Annotated in this window: 7 protein-coding genes; all 7 read left to right on the forward strand. The window is 33.8% G+C overall.

Features of this window, described 5'->3' with window-relative positions:
- The first annotated feature begins 2 nt into the window (after positions 1 to 2).
- The 7 genes from OO013_RS08365 to OO013_RS08395 all read left to right on the forward strand — a co-directional run bounded on the left by OO013_RS08365 (position 3) and on the right by OO013_RS08395 (position 19108).
- On the forward strand, positions 3 to 3623 hold the full coding sequence (locus OO013_RS08365; protein ID WP_266056335.1) for a baseplate J/gp47 family protein: 3621 nt from the start codon (positions 3 to 5) through the stop codon (positions 3621 to 3623).
- A gap of 5 nt (positions 3624 to 3628) precedes the next feature.
- Positions 3629 to 6694: a baseplate wedge protein gene (locus tag OO013_RS08370; RefSeq protein ID WP_266056336.1), complete on the forward strand. Its 3066-nt coding sequence runs from the start codon at positions 3629 to 3631 to the stop codon at positions 6692 to 6694.
- Between the two features lie 10 nt (positions 6695 to 6704).
- Positions 6705 to 10277: a carboxypeptidase-like regulatory domain-containing protein gene (locus OO013_RS08375; RefSeq protein ID WP_266056337.1), complete on the forward strand. Its 3573-nt coding sequence runs from the start codon at positions 6705 to 6707 to the stop codon at positions 10275 to 10277.
- Positions 10278 to 10283: 6 nt separating this feature from the next.
- On the forward strand, positions 10284 to 11567 hold the full coding sequence (locus tag OO013_RS08380) for a contractile injection system tape measure protein (RefSeq protein WP_266056338.1): 1284 nt from the start codon (positions 10284 to 10286) through the stop codon (positions 11565 to 11567).
- 10 nt (positions 11568 to 11577) lie between these two features.
- A complete protein-coding gene (locus OO013_RS08385; protein WP_266056340.1) occupies positions 11578 to 17049 on the forward strand; it encodes an eCIS core domain-containing protein in 5472 nt (1823 codons plus the stop codon).
- A 6-nt stretch (positions 17050 to 17055) separates the two neighbouring features.
- Entirely contained in the window at positions 17056 to 18423 is a 1368-nt protein-coding gene (locus OO013_RS08390; protein ID WP_266056341.1) for an ATP-binding protein, read from the forward strand.
- Between the two features lie 103 nt (positions 18424 to 18526).
- Positions 18527 to 19108, forward strand: a complete 582-nt coding sequence (locus OO013_RS08395) for a hypothetical protein (protein ID WP_266056343.1) — start codon at positions 18527 to 18529, stop codon at positions 19106 to 19108.
- Position 19109: the final 1 nt, after the last annotated feature.

Below are 19109 nucleotides of genomic sequence, written 5' to 3' on the forward strand. Positions count from 1 at the left end.
TTATGGCTAAGAAATGTGACCAAAGCAACCCTTTTAAACACAGCGGCACTAGTCAAAGTGACCGATATATAAGTTCATTGTATCCCGAAAATGTAAAAGTAGATGGAAGAGACATTAAGGATATAATAGTTTTTGCAAAGAAGTATAGTCAATTTATTAAGTATTATGACCCTAAAAATTTTCCAGATAACAACTGGGAAGCATATTTCGAGAATGATCCGTCAGCTATTTTTGCTTCAATTATTAATACTCCTAAAAGTATATACTTTGATTTTCACAAAAGCTTAATCATTTTTCTTGAATCAGATAAATCAGCTGATTTAACTATTTTAAAATCTCATTATAAATTATTTATATATCTCCCTATAATATTAATAAAGGAGATAAGTAACCACTATGGCTTACTAGTTGGCACTCATCCTTTAAAAGCATTTATTTCAAATCAATTTGATCGGGATTTAAAACTAGCACTTGAAAGAATTATTGCTAATTATAAAGGCGCCATTAACCAGAATGTTGTTGATGGAGGAGCTATAGATGTTAATAATTTCACTTTGCCAGGGAGCATAACAATACCAGATGAGGTACTAAGTGAAATTGAAGGAATGACGTCTATAAGTGACTTAGATTTAAATGAAAAGTTTGTTTCAGAAGTTTTACTCTCTGATTGGACATCTTTTTATAATGGCATTCCTGCAGATGAAGATCCTTTTTTAGAAGGAACAACCATATATGAAAAGATTTATGATGCCCTGAATTATAGTTTATTATCTGGACAAATCAATAAGATTTACGCCGGTGTTGAAAATCTTATTCTTGAAGCCATAAAATATTTTGAACAGAGCCTGGAAGATAATCAGGAGCATAAACCAGATTATGCTTTGTTTTTATCATTTGTTCATTTGTTTAAAATCAATCAAAATCAACTCAACCAATTAACTAAAAGACATTTAGATTATTATTACAGGGAAATCCTAAGTCTCTCTCCCAAAAATGCGGAACCTCAAAAGGCTTACGTGACAATTGAATTAGCAAAAAATGTCAGTGAATATTTACTTAAATCCGGCACACTATTTAAAAATGGAAAAGATGATTTAGGAAATGATGTTCATTTTAAATCAGAGCAGGATATCGTAATTAATAAGGCGGTTGTTAAAAACCTTAAGTCATTCTACCAGCCTGAGATTAAATCCAGTCCAACCAATTTTTTGATTCCTTATTCAGCTGAGAATGTTAAAACCTCAGATGGTATTGATGAACCGCTAAAGGATAAACAAACTAGCTGGCCGGCATTTGGACCGCTAACTTCAGGTGGAGAACCTTCCATGCCTTTCGCTCGATTGGGTTTCGCTATTGCTGATAAAAAATTGTTTTTAACTCAAGGAAAAAGAACAATTGTAGTCGCTGCAGAACTAACATTAAATGCTGGCATTGAAGATTTAAAAGGGTTATTTAAAGTCCGCCTTACAGGAGAAAAAAAATGGATTGAGCTTGGATCAAATGAGAAATCCGAGGTCCAGGTGATTTTATTTGGGACTGTTCTATTTACAATTATTACTATCAAGGCAGAAGAAGAGCCTGTAATGTCGTTTAATACTGAGATACATGAGAGAGATTATGAAACTTCCTATCCTGTATTGGAATATGTTTTTGACTTTGACAAAAAGGAATTAAATGAAAATTTGTTTAAGCGATATACTGAGTTAAAAAAAATGAAATTCAAAAATATTAGCATTTTTTCAGTAGTAGAAAATGTTAAAGATTTTATTTTACAAAATGATAACGGTATAGTCGATATTTCAAAGCCATTTAATCTTTTCGGTTCATTACCAACTGAAGGATCTTCGTTTATTATCGGAAGTAATGAATTAAATTCAAAGCCTCTCCAATGGTTGGGTTTGGATTTGAAATATAAAGAGCAATATGGTCAGTTTTCTTATTATACAAAGGTTAATCCGGATAACTTCAAATGGAAGTTTAGCTATTTAAAAAATGGAGTCTGGGAGGGCGATACCTTTGCCGATAGAGACATGTTTACCAATTCTAACCTCTATACTGCTTCTCAAAACCATGCCCTACTTCTAAATAATCTTGATGAAATTAGTGTAGATGATAAATTATCCTCAGAAAATAAGCCCTATACCAATGCTGCCTCCAACGGTTACTTCAAATTTTCATTAGGAAGAGGATTTGGTCATGATGATTATTTAGATGCCAAAACTTTAGCATTAATTGGTAAAGCAGGGGGTAGTAGCTATACGGTACCTACAAATGTTAATGCAACCAATCAGATTCCTAAAAAACCATATGATGCCGTAGTCAATGATTTTAAATTAAGTTATGAAACCACTATTGATGAAGTACAACAAATATTTCATTTATATCCATTTGGAGAGACAACTGTTACCAAGAGTAATCAGGAATTTTTAATCCCCAATATTGAAAATGAAGGAGAATTATATATTGGTATTGAAAATCTGAAACCACCTCAAAAAATATCTCTATTATTTCAACTTGATGAAGGATCCTCTAATCCTCTCAAACTACCTACGAAGGTATCCTGGCATTATTTAGTTAGAAATGAGTGGATAAAATTTGACGAACAAGATATTGATGATAAAACAAATAATCTTACCGGTACCGGATTGGTAGGATTGTCGTTTCCAGGAAACGCAGATACAAAGCATGATATTTTAGACAACTCCTTCCATTGGATAAAATTGTCAGTAGAAAAGGATAGCGACTCATTAAATAATATTATTTCTATTAATGCTCAGGCTGTACAAGTTTCATTTGATAATCAAAATAATGATCCTTTGTTTCCCGGTAAAATTGTATCTGAGGGAGAAATATCAAAATTAAAATTAAGTAATTCATCTGTAAAAAAAGTTTCTCAACCTTATGACTCTTTTGATGGACGTGCGATTGAAACGGATGAACAATTCTATGTTCGGGTTAGTGAACGCCTTAGGCATAAAGACAGGGCAGTGACAATATGGGATTATGAAAAACTTATACTTCAAGAATTCCCTGAGATATATAGAGCTAAATGCATTACCCATACTGAGGTATGTCGAGATGATCAAAATAATATCATAGCTGATAATGAAATAAAACCTGGACATGTATTAGTAGTTACAGTGCCTGATCTTACTGATAGTCAGTTAAAAAACTCTTTAAGACCTTATACTAAGAAAAGTACACTGGTAAAAGTCAGGGAGTTTTTGAGTAGCCGTATTTCACCATTTGTTCAGTTAGAAGTGCAAAACCCGAAATTTGAAGAAATACAAGTTGATTTCAAGGTGTCCTTTATGCCAGAGATTGGAGATATTCAGTTTTATACGACATTATTAAACCAATCTATAATTGAATTTTTATCCCCCTGGGCATTTAACAACAATGCAGAAATAAGTTTTGGAGGTAAAATACATAAGTCTGCAATCATCAACTTTATAGAAGAACAAGAGCATGTAGACTATGTCAAAGATTTTAAAATGTACCATAAAAAAGATGTATCCATAATAGATAGTGATTGGAACAAGGTTGATCATGAAGTAATAGAATCTAGCGTTTCACGGACAATTTTTGTTTCTCATGAGACGCATATTATTAACGAGATATAATTGATATGACAGAACCAGTTGTTATAGATAAAAATAGAACTTTATTACCGGCAAAAGATTATAATTATCTTAGAAGTCTGGGAATTGAGCATATTCAAAAGCTATCAGGCAAGTTATGGACTGATCATAATAGTCATGATCCGGGTATTACTATATTAGAAATTTTAAGCTATGCATTAACAGACTTAAGTTATCGGACATCCTTTGACATGAAGGATATTCTTACCAGGCCAAATGGTGGATTTGATAAACCTGATATTAGTAGTTTTTTTCCTGCTCATGAAATTTTAACAAGTAATCCATTATCAATAATCGATTATCGAAAATTACTTGTAAAGATCGAAGGCATTAAAAATGCATGGCTAAATCCAATGACCGATTCTGAACTAAGTGATTACAGGTCTTCTGAAATACCGATTTTTGCAAATTGTAAGGAAGAAAAATTGGATTTTAAACCCCAAAACGATCAAGGTAAAGATAATCATCCCATAAAATTAACAGGGCTTTACAAAGTTTTACTGGAGTTGGAAATTGATGATAAATTTGGGTCACTCAATGATTATGACCTTATTTATGTTGTTGCAAAAGGTCCTTTAAAAGGATTAAAACTTAACTTAAGTATCCAAGATGAAAAATTTGTCGATAAGGACTTGCCATTTGAGGAAGATTTTACCTCGCTAACAATAGATAATCCTCCTGCAGAGATATTTCAAGGAATATGGCAAACTGGCTTAACAGTCGAATATTCAAATGGCACTATCATATCCTTCACAGATGTGCGGATTAGAATTATTTCTGATAAACCTGATTCTGATTTACCCTCTCTGGAAGTAACTTCCACTAAACTGGAAAATGTACTATTGGATAAAGAAGAAAATAGTTTGTTTCCTGTTTTTTGGGCCAAACAGCAATCTATAAATAAAATATTAAATAAGGCTTGTTGTGTCTTGAATGCACACAGAAATTTATCTGAGGACTTTTTAAAGATTGATATAGTAAAATCTTGCAGAATATCTATTTGCGCAGATATGATTCTAAAGCCTGACGCCGATATAGAATTAGTTCAAGCTAAAACCTATCATGCAATTGAACAATATTTCAATCCTCAACTAAAATTTTATACACTTTCAGAGTTATTGGAAGAAGGGATTAGTACGGATGAAATATTTAATGGCCCTTTCATTGATTATGATTTTAAATGTTCAAATGAAAAGGTATTTACAAAGCCGGGTTTTAATAAAGTTAATGAACTCAAAGCAACACAACTCAGGCGTTTTATTCATACTTCTGATATTATAAATATCTTAATGGATTTTGAAGAAGTAGTTGCTGTCAAGAATGTTTTACTTAGAAAATATGATTCTGAGGGTAAACCAATTGGTGATAGCCAAAAGTGGTGTATGGAAATTCCTCCAGATCATCAGCCATTTTTGTATCTGGAAACTTCGAAAATACTTTTCTATAAAAACAATATCCCTTATACAGCAAAAACTATAGAATTTGAAAATACCCTAAACCAATTAAGGGAACTTTCAAAAAAATCAGCGTATGTCTCACTGGGACAAATCCTGCCGGTCGAACCGGGGAAATATAGAAATATAGATGAATATTTTACCATTCAAGATGATTTGCCCTTAAACTATGGAATAAGCGAAGAGGGCTTACCTTCTTCTGCTTCCCCGGAAAGAAGAGCTAAGGCAAAGCAACTGAAAGGTTACTTAACATTCTATGATCAATTACTAGCTGATTATTTACAGCAACTCTCTAACTTCAGAAAGCTATTTTCCTTAGACACAAGTGTGAAGCAGACATATTTTAGCAAATATCTCGATAATTCGATAATGACAGGAGTTGATAAGGATTTTGAAAGTGAAATGTACATTGAAGATGGAGGAGTTCCAGCTTTATCAAATAATCTTAAACGAAATAAACTTACTGAGAGCAACGAACTTTATTATATCCGTAAAAATCAAATATTAGATCATCTGTTAGCACGATTTGCTGAGCAATTTACAGATTATGTTATGATGAGTTATTCTCTGGATGGGGATAAGTTAAAAATTGGAGATGACTTAATTGAAGATAAAACAAGTTTCTTGAAGTTATACCCAAAACTTAGCAGGGAACGAGGTAAGGCCTTTAATTATCGTCCGGAAGACCTTACCGAAATTTGGAATACAAAAAATGTATCCGGATTTGAAAAACGCCTGAGCCGTCTTCTGGGAATAAGCAGTTATTTAAGACGTGATCTTCATTGTAATGAAATAGTTACAACAATGGCTAAATCAAGAAAAACAGGCAATAAACACCAGGCTGTTTTTAAAGATCAACAGAATAAAATAATATTTAAATCTAAAGAGAAATTTGATAAAAAAACAAAGGCGCAGGAGAACAGTACAAAAGTTTTCCAAGGAGTTAGATTTGCTGAATCATATAGCGTAAATGATAATGGTTCAGGGAATTATCATTTTACTATTTCCGGAGGTGGAATTACCCTGACTCACGATGAAATTTTCAATTCTCCCCAGGAAGCATATGAAGTAATCCATAATATCATTAAGGCTTACGACCAGATACTTAATTCAGATGATATATGTATTGATGAAGGATTTCATCTTATTGAGCATATATTATTAAGGCCTTTTCATGATAATGACCCGTTGATGAGTGTCTGCTTGCCCGAAGATTGTGACTTCTGTGGAGAAGAAGACCCATATTCATTCAGGGTGTCACTTGTGTTACCATACTGGCCAGGGCGGTTTAACAATATGCATTTCAGACAATTTTTTGAGCAAATGGCGAGAAAAGAAATTCCCGCCCATATTCATTTAAAAATCTGTTGGGTAAGCAATGAGCAAATGAAAGAACTAGATGAGAAATATAAAACCTGGCTTGAAGCTAAGGCTGATAAAGATATCGATCCTTCTATACTCAGCAGTGCGCTGGGGGACCTTTTGTCAATATTACAAAACTTAAAAACTATAAACCCGAAAGCTACACTTCATGATTGTGAAGAGGATGGGGATGAAAACCCTGTTCGGCTTGGGAATACAAATTTAGGCATATTTTAAATTATAAGCTATGAGCACTTATTCAGAATATCCAGTCTTCGAACCAAATCAAGTTCTTAGCTATACACATTTAAACGATCTTGTAGGGTACTTGGAAAAACAAGATCGAGATACTCGAAATAAATTAATAGGAATTGGCATCTTATGTGGATTGCAGCCTAGTTGGAAGCCCACTGAAGAAGTTGTTTATATTAGTAAGGGAACTGCAGTAACCTCTCAGGGGTTCCTGATAAGCTTAAAAGAAAATTTCTATAATAAGTTTTTGCCATATACACTTCCCGGAACTTCAATTGAGGAAAGTTCTGATGGTGAATTCGAGGACGAACCTTATCATTTTTTCAAAGATCAGAATAATGAGAATATAGATATGTGGGAATTACTTCCTACTGATTTTGTGCAAGAGGAAGGTGAAGAAGAACCTGGTGAAATAACCGAAGAATTTTTAAATGAAAAGGTGATTCTCCTTTACCTGGAATGTGAAAGGGAGTCATTGCGTAATTGCGATATTAATGATTGTTCTGATAAAGGAGCTAAAATGACATTTGATATTCGGGTGATTGCCATAAATGAATCAGATGCAATTGATATTCTACATAAAGAAGAAGAGATAGCAAAATTACCAGTGCACCTAAATGAACATCCAAAATTTAATCTTAATAACCTGAATATTGAAAAAATCAACCCTTCACGATATAATATAAAGAATTTCATTGAACTATATTCGAGAATAAAAAGCATCTTAGATGGATTGAAGCCTGATTTGATAGATGCACTTGAAAACTCATTTGAAACTTATCAATATCTACTAACAGAAATATATCCTGAATCTGATTTTCCCTCAGGACCTTTCGATAATCTCTCCGGTCATCTAGCTCGTGTAAATAGTGATTTTGCCCAGAATTTAATATCTCTTCAATATTTATATGATTTTTACTATGACCTCGTGCAGTCATATAATGAATTTATACATTTCGCTCATAAATTTGTAGCCGAGTGCTGTCCAAATCCTAAAAGATTTCCAAAGCATATTTTGTTAGGAAAACCCGATCATAGCAAGACAGCCTTTTCACCAACTTCATTGGGTAATGATTTTAATCCAATATTGGCACAAACAGGATTGGCTCCATCATCAAGGCCATTACAATACAGACACTATTTTATTCCTTCTATGATCTTTCAAGAGCAGGGGATGCTCTTAAATAAAATCAGGTCACTACATTATAGACTATACCTGTCTGCATTCAGATATGATTCTTCCGTAATGAATCAAAAGGATATACAAATTACTCCTAGTAAGGATGGAGAATTTTATCTTTCAGAAAAATCTATCCCATTCTATTATGCATTTAATGGGTCAGATGATTTTCATGCTAACTGGTCGTTTAATAAAACAATTCGAAATGATTTAAATAGAATTCTGTCCTATCAATTTATATCTGAAGCTAATGTACATCCTTTATTAAATAAAATGGATGATCATAATTTTTATAGAATTGAAGGCCATATAGGACAAGGACTGGCTACTGTAATGAAAAATTTGATCAACCAAAAGAAAGATTTGGGGTTATCATTTGCTATAGAACCTATATATTTTGGTTTGACTGGTAATAAAGATCAAGATAATGAGCAAATAAGTGAATTAATGAATTCAGCCCGTAGACTTTTAATGTGTAAAATGCGAGATCTGGATATTATATTTTTAATTCTAATTGCCATTCTCTTTTTTATGTTGTTTATGCTTCTAATTCTTCTTTCAAGAATAGGAAGGAGTACTTTGAAAATGCCCCATTTAGACCTTGAATCTCATGCTGCAGAAACTATAGAAAAGGATTTTCCTGAGTCTCGCAACCGGGATTTTATCGATAAAAAAATCATAAGACAAAAAAGTGATAAAATCTTGAAAAAAATAAGAAATGAGAAAGGTTATGATAAAGGAACGGTTGTTAAAGAAATTAATAAAGAATCACAAGTTAAGGATTTGGGCAATCTTTATTTGGCAATTAATGGGGAGGGACAAAAAGAAAATTTATATGAGAGAACACATCGGGTAATAAAAAGGGAAATAAAGAAGGATACTGATGTTAAAACAATAACTGAAGCTATTTACCCGACTGTGGCATTAATGGATTCGACAGAAGATCTAATGAAAAGCTTAAGTAGTGAAAGCATTTCTAAATTTGATTTTGAATTATTTGAAGCCAGATATAATTACTTTGTAGAAGCCTTCACTAATTTTGATAATCAAGATACACCTCAAATTTTGCAAAAAGATCAATATTATGCAGAGGCAAAGCAATATACTGCTGAGAAGAGATCTGTTCTGGCTACTGATAATACACAATCCTTACTTGGGAACTTAAGCGGCGAGCTTTCAGAGCGGTTTTTCAATATTTTATCAGAGATGACTTTACCTGGTTATGCTAGTAAACATCCAGAAATGGAACATAAAGCCGGGGTGCCAAAAGGAGGTACTTTTGTAATATTATATGCCCACAAAGATTCTGTAGATGAAGATTTTAAAGAATTGATGGAAGAGTTAGGTGACAAATTCATTTTAACCAATGAATACTATATGACTATGGAACATCACTTAGCTAAAAAGAAAAAGATTTCCTTTCTCGAAGAAAAACTTGTAGCAGCAAAAAAGGCCCCTAAAATAAACGCTATGGCTGCGGTTAATTTCCAGCCATCAGATCCCTTAGATAATTATATTGTGTTGGGTGATTTCTGTATTTCAACGCAATGTTGCGATGGAGATTGTAGTGATATTTTTGAAGAAGAAGTGGAGCAAGGAGAGGCAACTATAACCGGGACAGTTAGGGATGCGGGAAAAGGGAATATGATATTTGGAGCTTCAGTTACAGCAATAAATATTAATACAAATGAGGCTAAAGAAACTGAAGTTGATGAAAATGGATACAGCTTAAATTTACCGGACGGTACTTATAAAGTTATAGCTAAAGCAAGGGCTTATGAGCAGAAATCACAAACTATTACAATTCAGCCTAATCAAACCTTAAATCTGGATTTTGAACTGGAGTGGGAGAGGATAAATCGATTGGTAGTTGAATTATATGACGGAAGATCCGGTTATGATATAAATACAGATACAGGCAAAGAGGCTTTGAGATTTTATGGTAGTCGTTATAATTACTATAATTCCTTTGCTGAAAAAAATTATGTAGAATCTTCCGGAGAAGTGGATGAAAAAAATGCCGAAATAGTTGCTTCCTGGGTAGATACTATGATGAGTCCCAAATCAGATATTAATAAGATCAATAAAGAATATAAGAAAACGAATAGTGAGCTAGTGAAATTACTAGATGAAGCTGAAAATGAAAAATCAATACATCGAATTAACGAATCATTAAAAGTAGTTCATAATTCCTATTTAGATAAAATATCTCTTATCTCTCCTGAAAAAATGAGTTCCGGAACTAAACGTACATTTTCGGAGGTCGAAAAAATTAATAAAAAATCATCTGTCAATTTGGGTAAGCTTACCAATGATTGGATAGAAAATAATAATCTAAGTAAAAAGCCAAAGGTATTTGAAGCAATTAAAAAGCTTAAATTAAAATAGGATCATATGGTAATTGCCAACCATATCGTACAAAGTGCCACCTTAAATTTTCGGTTTGATGAACAGGAGAATAATTTCAATTTGCCAGGTAAAATTGAAAGATGGTTTTTACAAAAAGCCATAAAACAAATTGAACAAAGCTGTGATGAGGTAGCTGATGCAAGTATTTACATTGAAATAGATGAATTAGAAATTGATTTAGGTCAAATTTCTTTAAAACAGTTTGAGGATGAGTTACATCAAGTATTTAAAAAGGAACTTCTTTCTAAACTAATCGAACATAAAAGAACAAATAATAATAAGAATATTAACAGAAAAAGTAAGATTGCTCAGGAATTAACCTTGATAGAGTTTCTATTCTTCTTTTTAAAAAAAGGTCACTTTTCATGGTCTAATTCTTTTTCATCAAGTAAGGAACTTGCTGAGGCAATTAAAAATTTTTATAAAAAAAACCGGATTCAAAATATTGAAATATACATTTCTTTGCTTTGCCAAAAACAAATCCAAAATAGACTGATTTATAATTTCCCCGCAAATTTTATTGTTTGGCTGGTCAATAAACTTGTTGTGCAGGTTATTGAAGAAAAACAACTAAATATATCTAACCCATCTTTTATTGAGAATGAAGGTCAGAAAGAATTATTAACAAAATTCACAAAGTGGATTACTACAATTGAAAGGGGTAAGATAAAGAACCCAACTATAGAAGAAGATAATATGGTAGGGCTAAATGATCAAACAGATGAAAACAAACAGCAGAATCCATCAAATAGAAAGGATAGTGAGGATATGGGGCTTTTTGTGGCAAATGCTGGGGTGGTAATTTTAAACCCATTTATTTCACTACTTTTTGAAAATTTAAATTTATTGAAAGAAAATGACTTTAAAACACAACGACTTCGGGAAAAGGGTGTGTGGATTTTGTTTTACATGGTCAATGGGCATTTAGATTTCGATGAATCTCAGGTTGTCTTTCTAAAATTACTATGTGGTATAGCGATTGAAGAAGAGTTGAAATATAAACCGGTATTATCAAAATCTGATAAAGCAGAAATAGAAATTGTAATTGAACACGCTATTAAATATTGGGAAGTTTTGAAAAATACCGGAAATGATTCTTTTAGAGAAACATTTCTTCAGCGTGAAGGGCTGCTGAAAATCCATGATCATTACTTAGAAATCACTGTAGAACAAAGAGGTGCAGATATGCTTATTGGGCAATTACCATGGCCCTTATCTTTGATTAAACTGCCATGGCTGGACCGGAAGGTACATGTAAACTGGGCTTGAAACAAAAACAATGAAAACCAAGGTATCACCGGCCATTTCCCCCAACTCTTCAACAACCAAAAAGAGCAGGGCAAACCATAGTCCTTATTTTCAAAAGAAAGTTCAGTCAAAACTAAAATCAGGTAAGAAAGATGATAAGTACGAGAAAGAAGCTGATAAAATGGCAGACAATGTGGTCGCTTCAAAACCATTCAATGAAGAAATAGATTCTACTCAAGAAACAATTCAAAAGAAAGGTCTTTTCTCACAAATTACAAAAGGAGTTCAATTAAAAGGGATAGAGGAAATACAGAATAAGCAAGAAAAACAGGAACTTCAAAAGAAGGAAGACGAAGCTATACAGGCTCAAAATGAGGAAGAGATTCAATCAAAAAAGGAAGAAGAAGAATTACAAAAAAGTATTGATCTGGAAAATGAGGAGAATGAAAATATTCAACTGAAGCAACATGATGAAATTCAAAAAAGCGAAGATCTGTTTCAAAAGAAAAAGGAAGAAGAGAATAAAGAATCAAAAGACTATAAACTACAACAAAAACAAGATAATGATCTTCAATTAGAGCAGGAGGAAGCAATTCAGGAAAAAGAAGAAGATCTTCAGGAGAAATCGGATGAAGATAAAATTCAAGCTAAAAGGAGCGAAAAACAAAGTATTAATGATGGTGCCATAGAAGCTAAACTTAAAGAACAAAAAAGTAAAGGAAAGGGACTGCCTGAGCCTATTAAGGCAAAAATGGAAAAAGAATTTCGCGCAGATTTTAGCGGTATAAGAATCCATACTGATGATACGGCTATCTTACTGTCAAAAATGCTTAAAGCCAAGGCATTTACTTATGGTAAGGATATTTTCTTTAACAAAAATAATTTTAATCCTGACATAAAAGAAGGTGAACACCTGCTTGCCCATGAATTAACACATACCATACAGCAACGAGTTGTTGAAGAGAAGAAAGAGCAAGTGATTCAATTGCAAGAGGATGATAATGGGTATTATGTTCGTCCAGAAATATTAAAAGCAATTAGCATAGCAAGGTCGCAGATAGGAAAGATTAATTCAAAGTTGATCAATGCTGATAAAACCAGAATAGGCTGGGAAAAATTATATGAAATTTTCTTTACTGCTTTTGGGAATAAGGAAGTTATCCCAAAGCAGGTGATAAAATATATTACAATGACCATGGTAGACGGAAAAAAGAAAGATGCCTTACCAAGCTGGTGTGGTATTTTCGTTTGGTGGTCATTAAAAAAGGCAGGAGTACCACTTCCGGATTGGAAATTAGGTCAGAATATTTTGCAACACACCATTCCAAGGAAACCTGGTGAGCTGCCTAGAAAAGGTGATATAGCATTTGATTTTCAACCAAACCAGCACTTTGCCATGGTGACCGGAGTGGAAGATCCGGAATCAGCAAAAGGAAAAGATTATAACAGTATAATGGTTGCCACGATCAATGGCAATACTGCCGGTAGTGATAATTTAGGAGGCCAGGTTGAAGAGAAGTGGGAGCCTATTGGTAAGTGGCGGCAAGATGCACAATCTGGCTTTATGGATCCCATTGGTAAATTAAATATGCCAGATGTCCCCTTAGTGAAAACTCAGGTCACACCAGATGAGATTTCTGAACCTGAAGAGAAGGAGGGGGGTGAAGATAAACCAATTGATGAAGAAGAAGTAACTGAACTGCCTGCAGGGGAAAGTGAAGATATAATTTCCCCGGAAGAAACACCATCAGAGGAAGATACCAGTATAGAGGTGCAATTACCGGCTCCACCCTCGGTAGATGAAACTGAAGAAATTGCTAAAATTGAAAAGTTGGATATATCCGGTTCATCTGATGAGGCTATGGTAAAATATACTGAAGCAAAACCTTCACAGATGGCCGACAACTTTAATACTTTGGGTCCAAAACTCGAAGAAAAAGCTAACTCTGAGAAAAAAGAATTAGCTGATAATCCACCTAAATTAGAATTAAAAACCAGCGGTAAGGTCGAAGAAGGAATTACACCTCCGGATCAATTAGGTATACCCTCTGAAAGTGATATAACTGATGGTACTACCGGAGCAGATCCTGGCAACCTTGAAGCAACTCCTCATGAAAATAAAGGACCTGCACCATCGAATGAGGAAAATAAAAAATTATTAGATAAAAATGACAATGATGGTTTTTTAGCCTGGTTACGAAATAATATCAAAAGCTTTATGTCCCGTATCAAAACTACTGATGATGGGGTCAATACAAGTGCAGGTGATCGTCCTTCTGTAGAACTTAAAGGGGAATCCGATCCTGAGAGATTAAGAAATCAACGAGATGATGCCCAAGGGAAGGTGGTAACACAGCGTGATACAGTTACTGATAAATTAAAAAATCATCCTGGACAAAAAAACATCCAACCTAAGGAAGTAAATGAAGAAAAAACAGCTAAGATAAACAGCGAGCCTACAGCAAATATAAAAACTGAAAATAAGGATAACCTTAAAGATTTTGCCGAAGCCCAACTGCCAAAAAACGTCAGGGATAAAACTGATGAAATGATGCAGCCAGGATTGCAAGCAAACCTAAATGAGGCCAAAACCAAAACACAACAAGCTGCAAACAAAAGAGATACTGAAAAGAAAGGAGAAATAGATACTGCAAAGTCGAAGGCGAAAAAAATTAGTGAAGACGCTGATAATGAACAGCGAAATATAGTTATAGAAAACAGGGGGAAAGTAGCCAGTAAGCAAAAAGAAGGTATCCAGGGGGCATATGACCATGTTAATTCATTTAATATAGAGGCGGATACAGAGCAAGTAAAAAGTAATAAAGAAATCACTGAAAAGGTTAAAACCTCGGAAGAAGATGCTAAAAAGGAATTAAAATCTGGTGAAGACAAGGCTGAAAAAAAGAAAAAAGAAAAAGAAAAGGAAGCGGCTGCCAAGAAACGGGAACTAGAAAAAGAACAAGAGAGTGATAGTTGGTGGGACAGAGTTAAAAGTGCGATCAAAAAAGCGGTTAAGGCTATAACAGATGCTATTGATTCAATTTTTAAAGCTTTGAGGAAGGCGGTTGCGGAAATCATCGAAGCAGCAAAGAAATTAGCAGTAGATTTAATTAATAAAGCTCGAAAATGGGTTATTGATAAACTCAATAAGTTTAGGGACTGGGCTAAAAACCAGGTAAATAAATATTTGAAAGAGCATTTTCCTGGCCTCGCAAAAAAAATTAATGAAGGTATTGATGGTTTCGTAGATACTGCTATTGATGGTGTTAACTATGTAGCTGATAAAGCAATTGAAGGAGTGGAAGCATTGGCTGATGGGTTGGCTGCAGCACTGGATAAAATCCTGGCTACATTTCAAGAGGGGCTCAAAGCGGCAGTGCAAATAGCGGGTGCAGTGTTAACAGGAGATTTTGCAGAAGCACTAAAAATTGCTATTAAGGCAGCTTGTAATATTGCCGGAATTGATCCTGGTCCAATCTTTGATTTGTTGGATAAAGCAAAAAAACTATTAACAGATATATTAAAAAACCCTTTAAAGTTTTTTAATAATCTAATGGCTGCTATTGGGGGAGGGGTAAGAAACTTTTTCTCTAATATTAAGCAGCATTTAATAAAGGGGCTAATCGGTTGGCTTACTGGCGCACTTGCTGAAACACCAATAAAATTACCGGAGACTTTTGATGTAATTGGCATTTTCAAATTAGTTCTCCAGATTTTAGGTCTTACCTACGAAAATATCAAAGCCAGAATAATTAAAAAATTTCCTCCGGCGGAAAAAGTATTTTATGTTGTTGAAGAAGGTCTGTCAATCATTAAAAGAGTAATAACTGAAGGTCCTCAGGTCTTATGGGAAATTGTCAAAGAGAAACTCTCCAACCTAAAAGAAATGGTTATGGGAGCTATCAGGGATTATGTAATTAAAACAGTTGTATATGAAGGAATCACCTGGCTTTTAGGGCTTTTAAATCCAGCGGGGGCACTTGTTAAAATTCTAAAGCTTGCATATGATCTGATAATGTGGCTGGTAGATAAATTTCAGCAAATTGTTGATTTTGTTAAGTCGGTATACAATTCAGTTGCCGCTATTGCAAGTGGTCAAATAGAGGCTGCCTCAAAAAAGGTGGAAGAAGCGATGAGTAAGAGCTTACCTGTATTGATCAGTTTGCTGGCCTCAATGGCAGGGTTAGGAGGTATTGGTCAAACAATACAAAAGTTGATAAAAAAAGTAACTGCACCAATAAATAAAATAATAGATAAGTTAATTGATAAAGGCATTGCTCTGGTTAAAAAGTTCCTTAAAAAAGGAAAAGATGCTGTTAAAGGGGCAAAGGATAAATTAGTAAATTGGTGGAAGGCAAAGAAAAACTTTAAAGCAGCCGACGGTGAGAAGCATAAACTTTACTTAAAAGGTAAAGGAAAGTCGGCAAAACTAATGGTGGCCAGCGAAAATCCGGGACCCTATGAAAGTTTTTTAAAAGAGATTGACCCTGGCGATGATAAAAAGAAAGAAAAAGCACTGAAAAAAGCTAAGCCGATTGCCGCAAAAATCGATACTGAAAAGAATAAACCATTAGGGGGTAAAGATAAAAAGGAAAAGAAAAAACTATCCAAACAAAAAGAAAAAAGAATTAAAGAATTGCTAACTCAGTTGAGTGTACCTACAGCAGTATTGTTTGGTTCTGATCTTCCGGAATCTGATGTAAAGCATACTCCTGGAACTTATGGAGGTAGTTCTATGGGAAAATCTATGGAAGCAAAAATTCTCACCAAAAAACTACCTAAGCAAGGAACAAAAGGATCTTCTCCAACCCAGGCAGCTCATACCCTGTATGATAAATTGAATCTAAGAAGACTTGGTAAAGGCGCTTTTTATGTTAGAGGACATCTTTTAAATGATAATATTCATGGTCCGGGTATTTGGAAAAACATGACGCCTCTTTCTGTAAAAGGCAATAAAAATCATTTACAAGATGTTGAAACAAAAGTTAAGACAGCAGTTTCAAGCGGGGCAATAGTTAGGTATAATGTAACTCCGAATTATAATCGAGCTTCATCTGCACCCTCTGATGAAAAATTAAAAGGCACAAATATTGAACCCATAGACTGGCCCAAAGTAAAAACAATAAAAGAAGCAGAAAAATATGTGCCGACAACTCTTTCTTGTGAAGCTTATTTACTCGAAGAAAAAGGAGGAAGTTATAAAGACAAGAAAAACCTCGTTACGACCAATGTTGATAACCCTGTTGATCAGGCTCTAAGTAGTTACCAATTGGATGAAACACAAATTGAACGAGTTAATTTATCAACTGATTCCAGTCAACACATTGCCAAAAATACGGGAATATCAGTACTCCAGGCCGGGGAAATAAAGAACGCTATTAATGCATTAACAGCAAAAAAAGAAGCTATTAATTTCTACAATCAGCTAAAAAAAGAAAATAAAAAAGTATCTGATCAGACAATCTCCGAACTAACTAAAAGATCTAATGTCGTTTTAAAATAAATGATTATGCAAAATATTAATCCGATATCGAATGCTCAGAATTTAACCCATTCCCTTTTATATTTAAAAAAAGCTATTGAGTATCGCCTGAAAAATTATTACAAAGAGAACAATGCACTAATTACAAATTTAAATGAGGATGATCTGGCTTTTTATGATGATGATTCAGCTTTTGCCTCATTTATTAAAAGTCACACTCCAAATTTTGCTGAATATTTTATAATTCTATTAGCATTAGCACCTCATATCCAACCTGATTTTATTGAAAAAATTATAAAAGAATCATTACCTGAGTCGGGAGATTTTACAGAAATAGGAGGACAAAGAGATAGTGAGGGGAGAGGCTTTGTTCCAACAGGAGAGACAGCTCTGTTTTTTCTGGCAGGGGATGATTTGGACCTTCGTTTTGCTGTACAAAAGTTTTTTTCAAATGAACATTGGTTTGTCAGAGATGAGGTGCTATTTCTCGAAAAAGCAAAGTCAGGTAATCCTTTTTATAGTGGCAGAATTATCATGAACCCAGAATATATAGAACTATTTACCGCTGGGTATGTCTCAAATCCTGATTTTGGTCCCACTTTTCCTGCACAAAATATTTATACTCAAATGGATTGGGAAGACCTGGTTCTCTCAAAACCTGTTCAAGAACAAATTGAAGAACTTAAAAATTGGGTTGAGTATAATGATGAGTTAATGGATGACTGGGAAATGAATAAAAAGCTTAAACCCGGTTACAGGGTGCTATTTCATGGAGCTCCAGGGACTGGAAAAACACTTACAGCTACTTTACTGGGTAAATACACAAATAAAATGGTCTACAGGGTTGATTTATCAACTGTCGTGTCAAAATATATCGGAGAAACTGAAAAAAATCTTGAAAACTTATTTAAGAAAGCCGCCAGAAAAGATTGGATCTTGTTCTTTGATGAGGCTGATGCGTTATTTGGAAAGAGAACCAATGTTAGTGATGCTCACGATCGTTATGCAAATCAGGAAGTAAGCTACTTATTACAAAGGGTTGAAAATTTTGATGGATTAGTTATTTTATCAACTAACTATAAAACCAATATAGATGAAGCTTTTTTAAGAAGATTTAATGCTATTATTAAATTCCCATTTCCATCTTATGATGAACGAAAAAAAATATGGGAAAAATCATTTCCCAAAGAAATTGTATTCGAAAAAGGCTATGATATACCTGCAATTGCAGCCCAATATGAACTTAGCGGTGGTAGTATAATTAATATAGTTCAATTCTCCTGTTTGAAAATGCTATCAAATAATAAAAATTACATTGAACTAGAGGAAGTTTATAAAGGTATACAAAGAGAAATGGAGAAAGAAGGGAAGATATTTAAAAAAATCAGCAAATAGGCCTTATAGAGTATATAGAAATCAAATATAAATACTTAACAAAATCAATTGATATTGTGTCATTCGTCACGAAAGAAGCCGATATAATTTATTAAATTTATATATGGCTGAAAATAAACACTTTATCAAGGTATTAAACAACTGGTTATCTACTGCTGACAGAAATTATATTCAGGGTAGATACCTGTGGATTCGCGGCGGTACTGTCGGAGGAAGTAATTTATTGTGGCTTTCTATAGAGCAGTTAATGAAAATATTACTTCTTCAAAAAGAATCAGATCTTTTAAATTCTGATTTAGAAGATTTTGATCTAATAGATGAAAAAACGCATGAATTAGCAAAATCTTATGAACAAGATGGAATGCCTGATAGTCTTATAGACAGGGTCAGAAATAATTATGATTTTGACTTTTCACACCCTCATCACATGCTGAAGGACATGTGTGATTTTTACAGAAAAAAATATTCTAGTATTACTCCAACTACACAAAGTTTACTACTTCATCCTGAGTTAGATAAGGTTTATTTTATGATGCGGGATAAGGTTTTACCAAATGTAGGAGTTTCATTAATTGACCTACTGGAAGTGGATAAGGAGGAAGGCAATAAGATTAACGAGATAAATGCGTGTGTTTTTAAGGACAATGATCATTTCAGGTCAAGATATGCAAAATCCAGGAGTTAAT

The organism is Mangrovivirga halotolerans, assembly GCF_026241165.1.
GTDB lineage: Bacteria > Bacteroidota > Bacteroidia > Cytophagales > Cyclobacteriaceae > Mangrovivirga > Mangrovivirga halotolerans.

What these genes read in the sequence shown, in the direction of transcription:
- OO013_RS08365 (WP_266056335.1), top strand. Translation starts at nt 3, where the DNA reads ATGGCTAAGAAATGTGACCAAAGCAACCCTTTTAAACACAGCGGCACT.
- OO013_RS08370 (WP_266056336.1), top strand. Translation starts at nt 3,629, where the DNA reads ATGACAGAACCAGTTGTTATAGATAAAAATAGAACTTTATTACCGGCA.
- OO013_RS08375 (WP_266056337.1), top strand. Translation starts at nt 6,705, where the DNA reads ATGAGCACTTATTCAGAATATCCAGTCTTCGAACCAAATCAAGTTCTT.
- OO013_RS08380 (WP_266056338.1), top strand. Translation starts at nt 10,284, where the DNA reads ATGGTAATTGCCAACCATATCGTACAAAGTGCCACCTTAAATTTTCGG.
- OO013_RS08385 (WP_266056340.1), top strand. Translation starts at nt 11,578, where the DNA reads ATGAAAACCAAGGTATCACCGGCCATTTCCCCCAACTCTTCAACAACC.
- OO013_RS08390 (WP_266056341.1), top strand. Translation starts at nt 17,056, where the DNA reads ATGCAAAATATTAATCCGATATCGAATGCTCAGAATTTAACCCATTCC.
- OO013_RS08395 (WP_266056343.1), top strand. Translation starts at nt 18,527, where the DNA reads ATGGCTGAAAATAAACACTTTATCAAGGTATTAAACAACTGGTTATCT.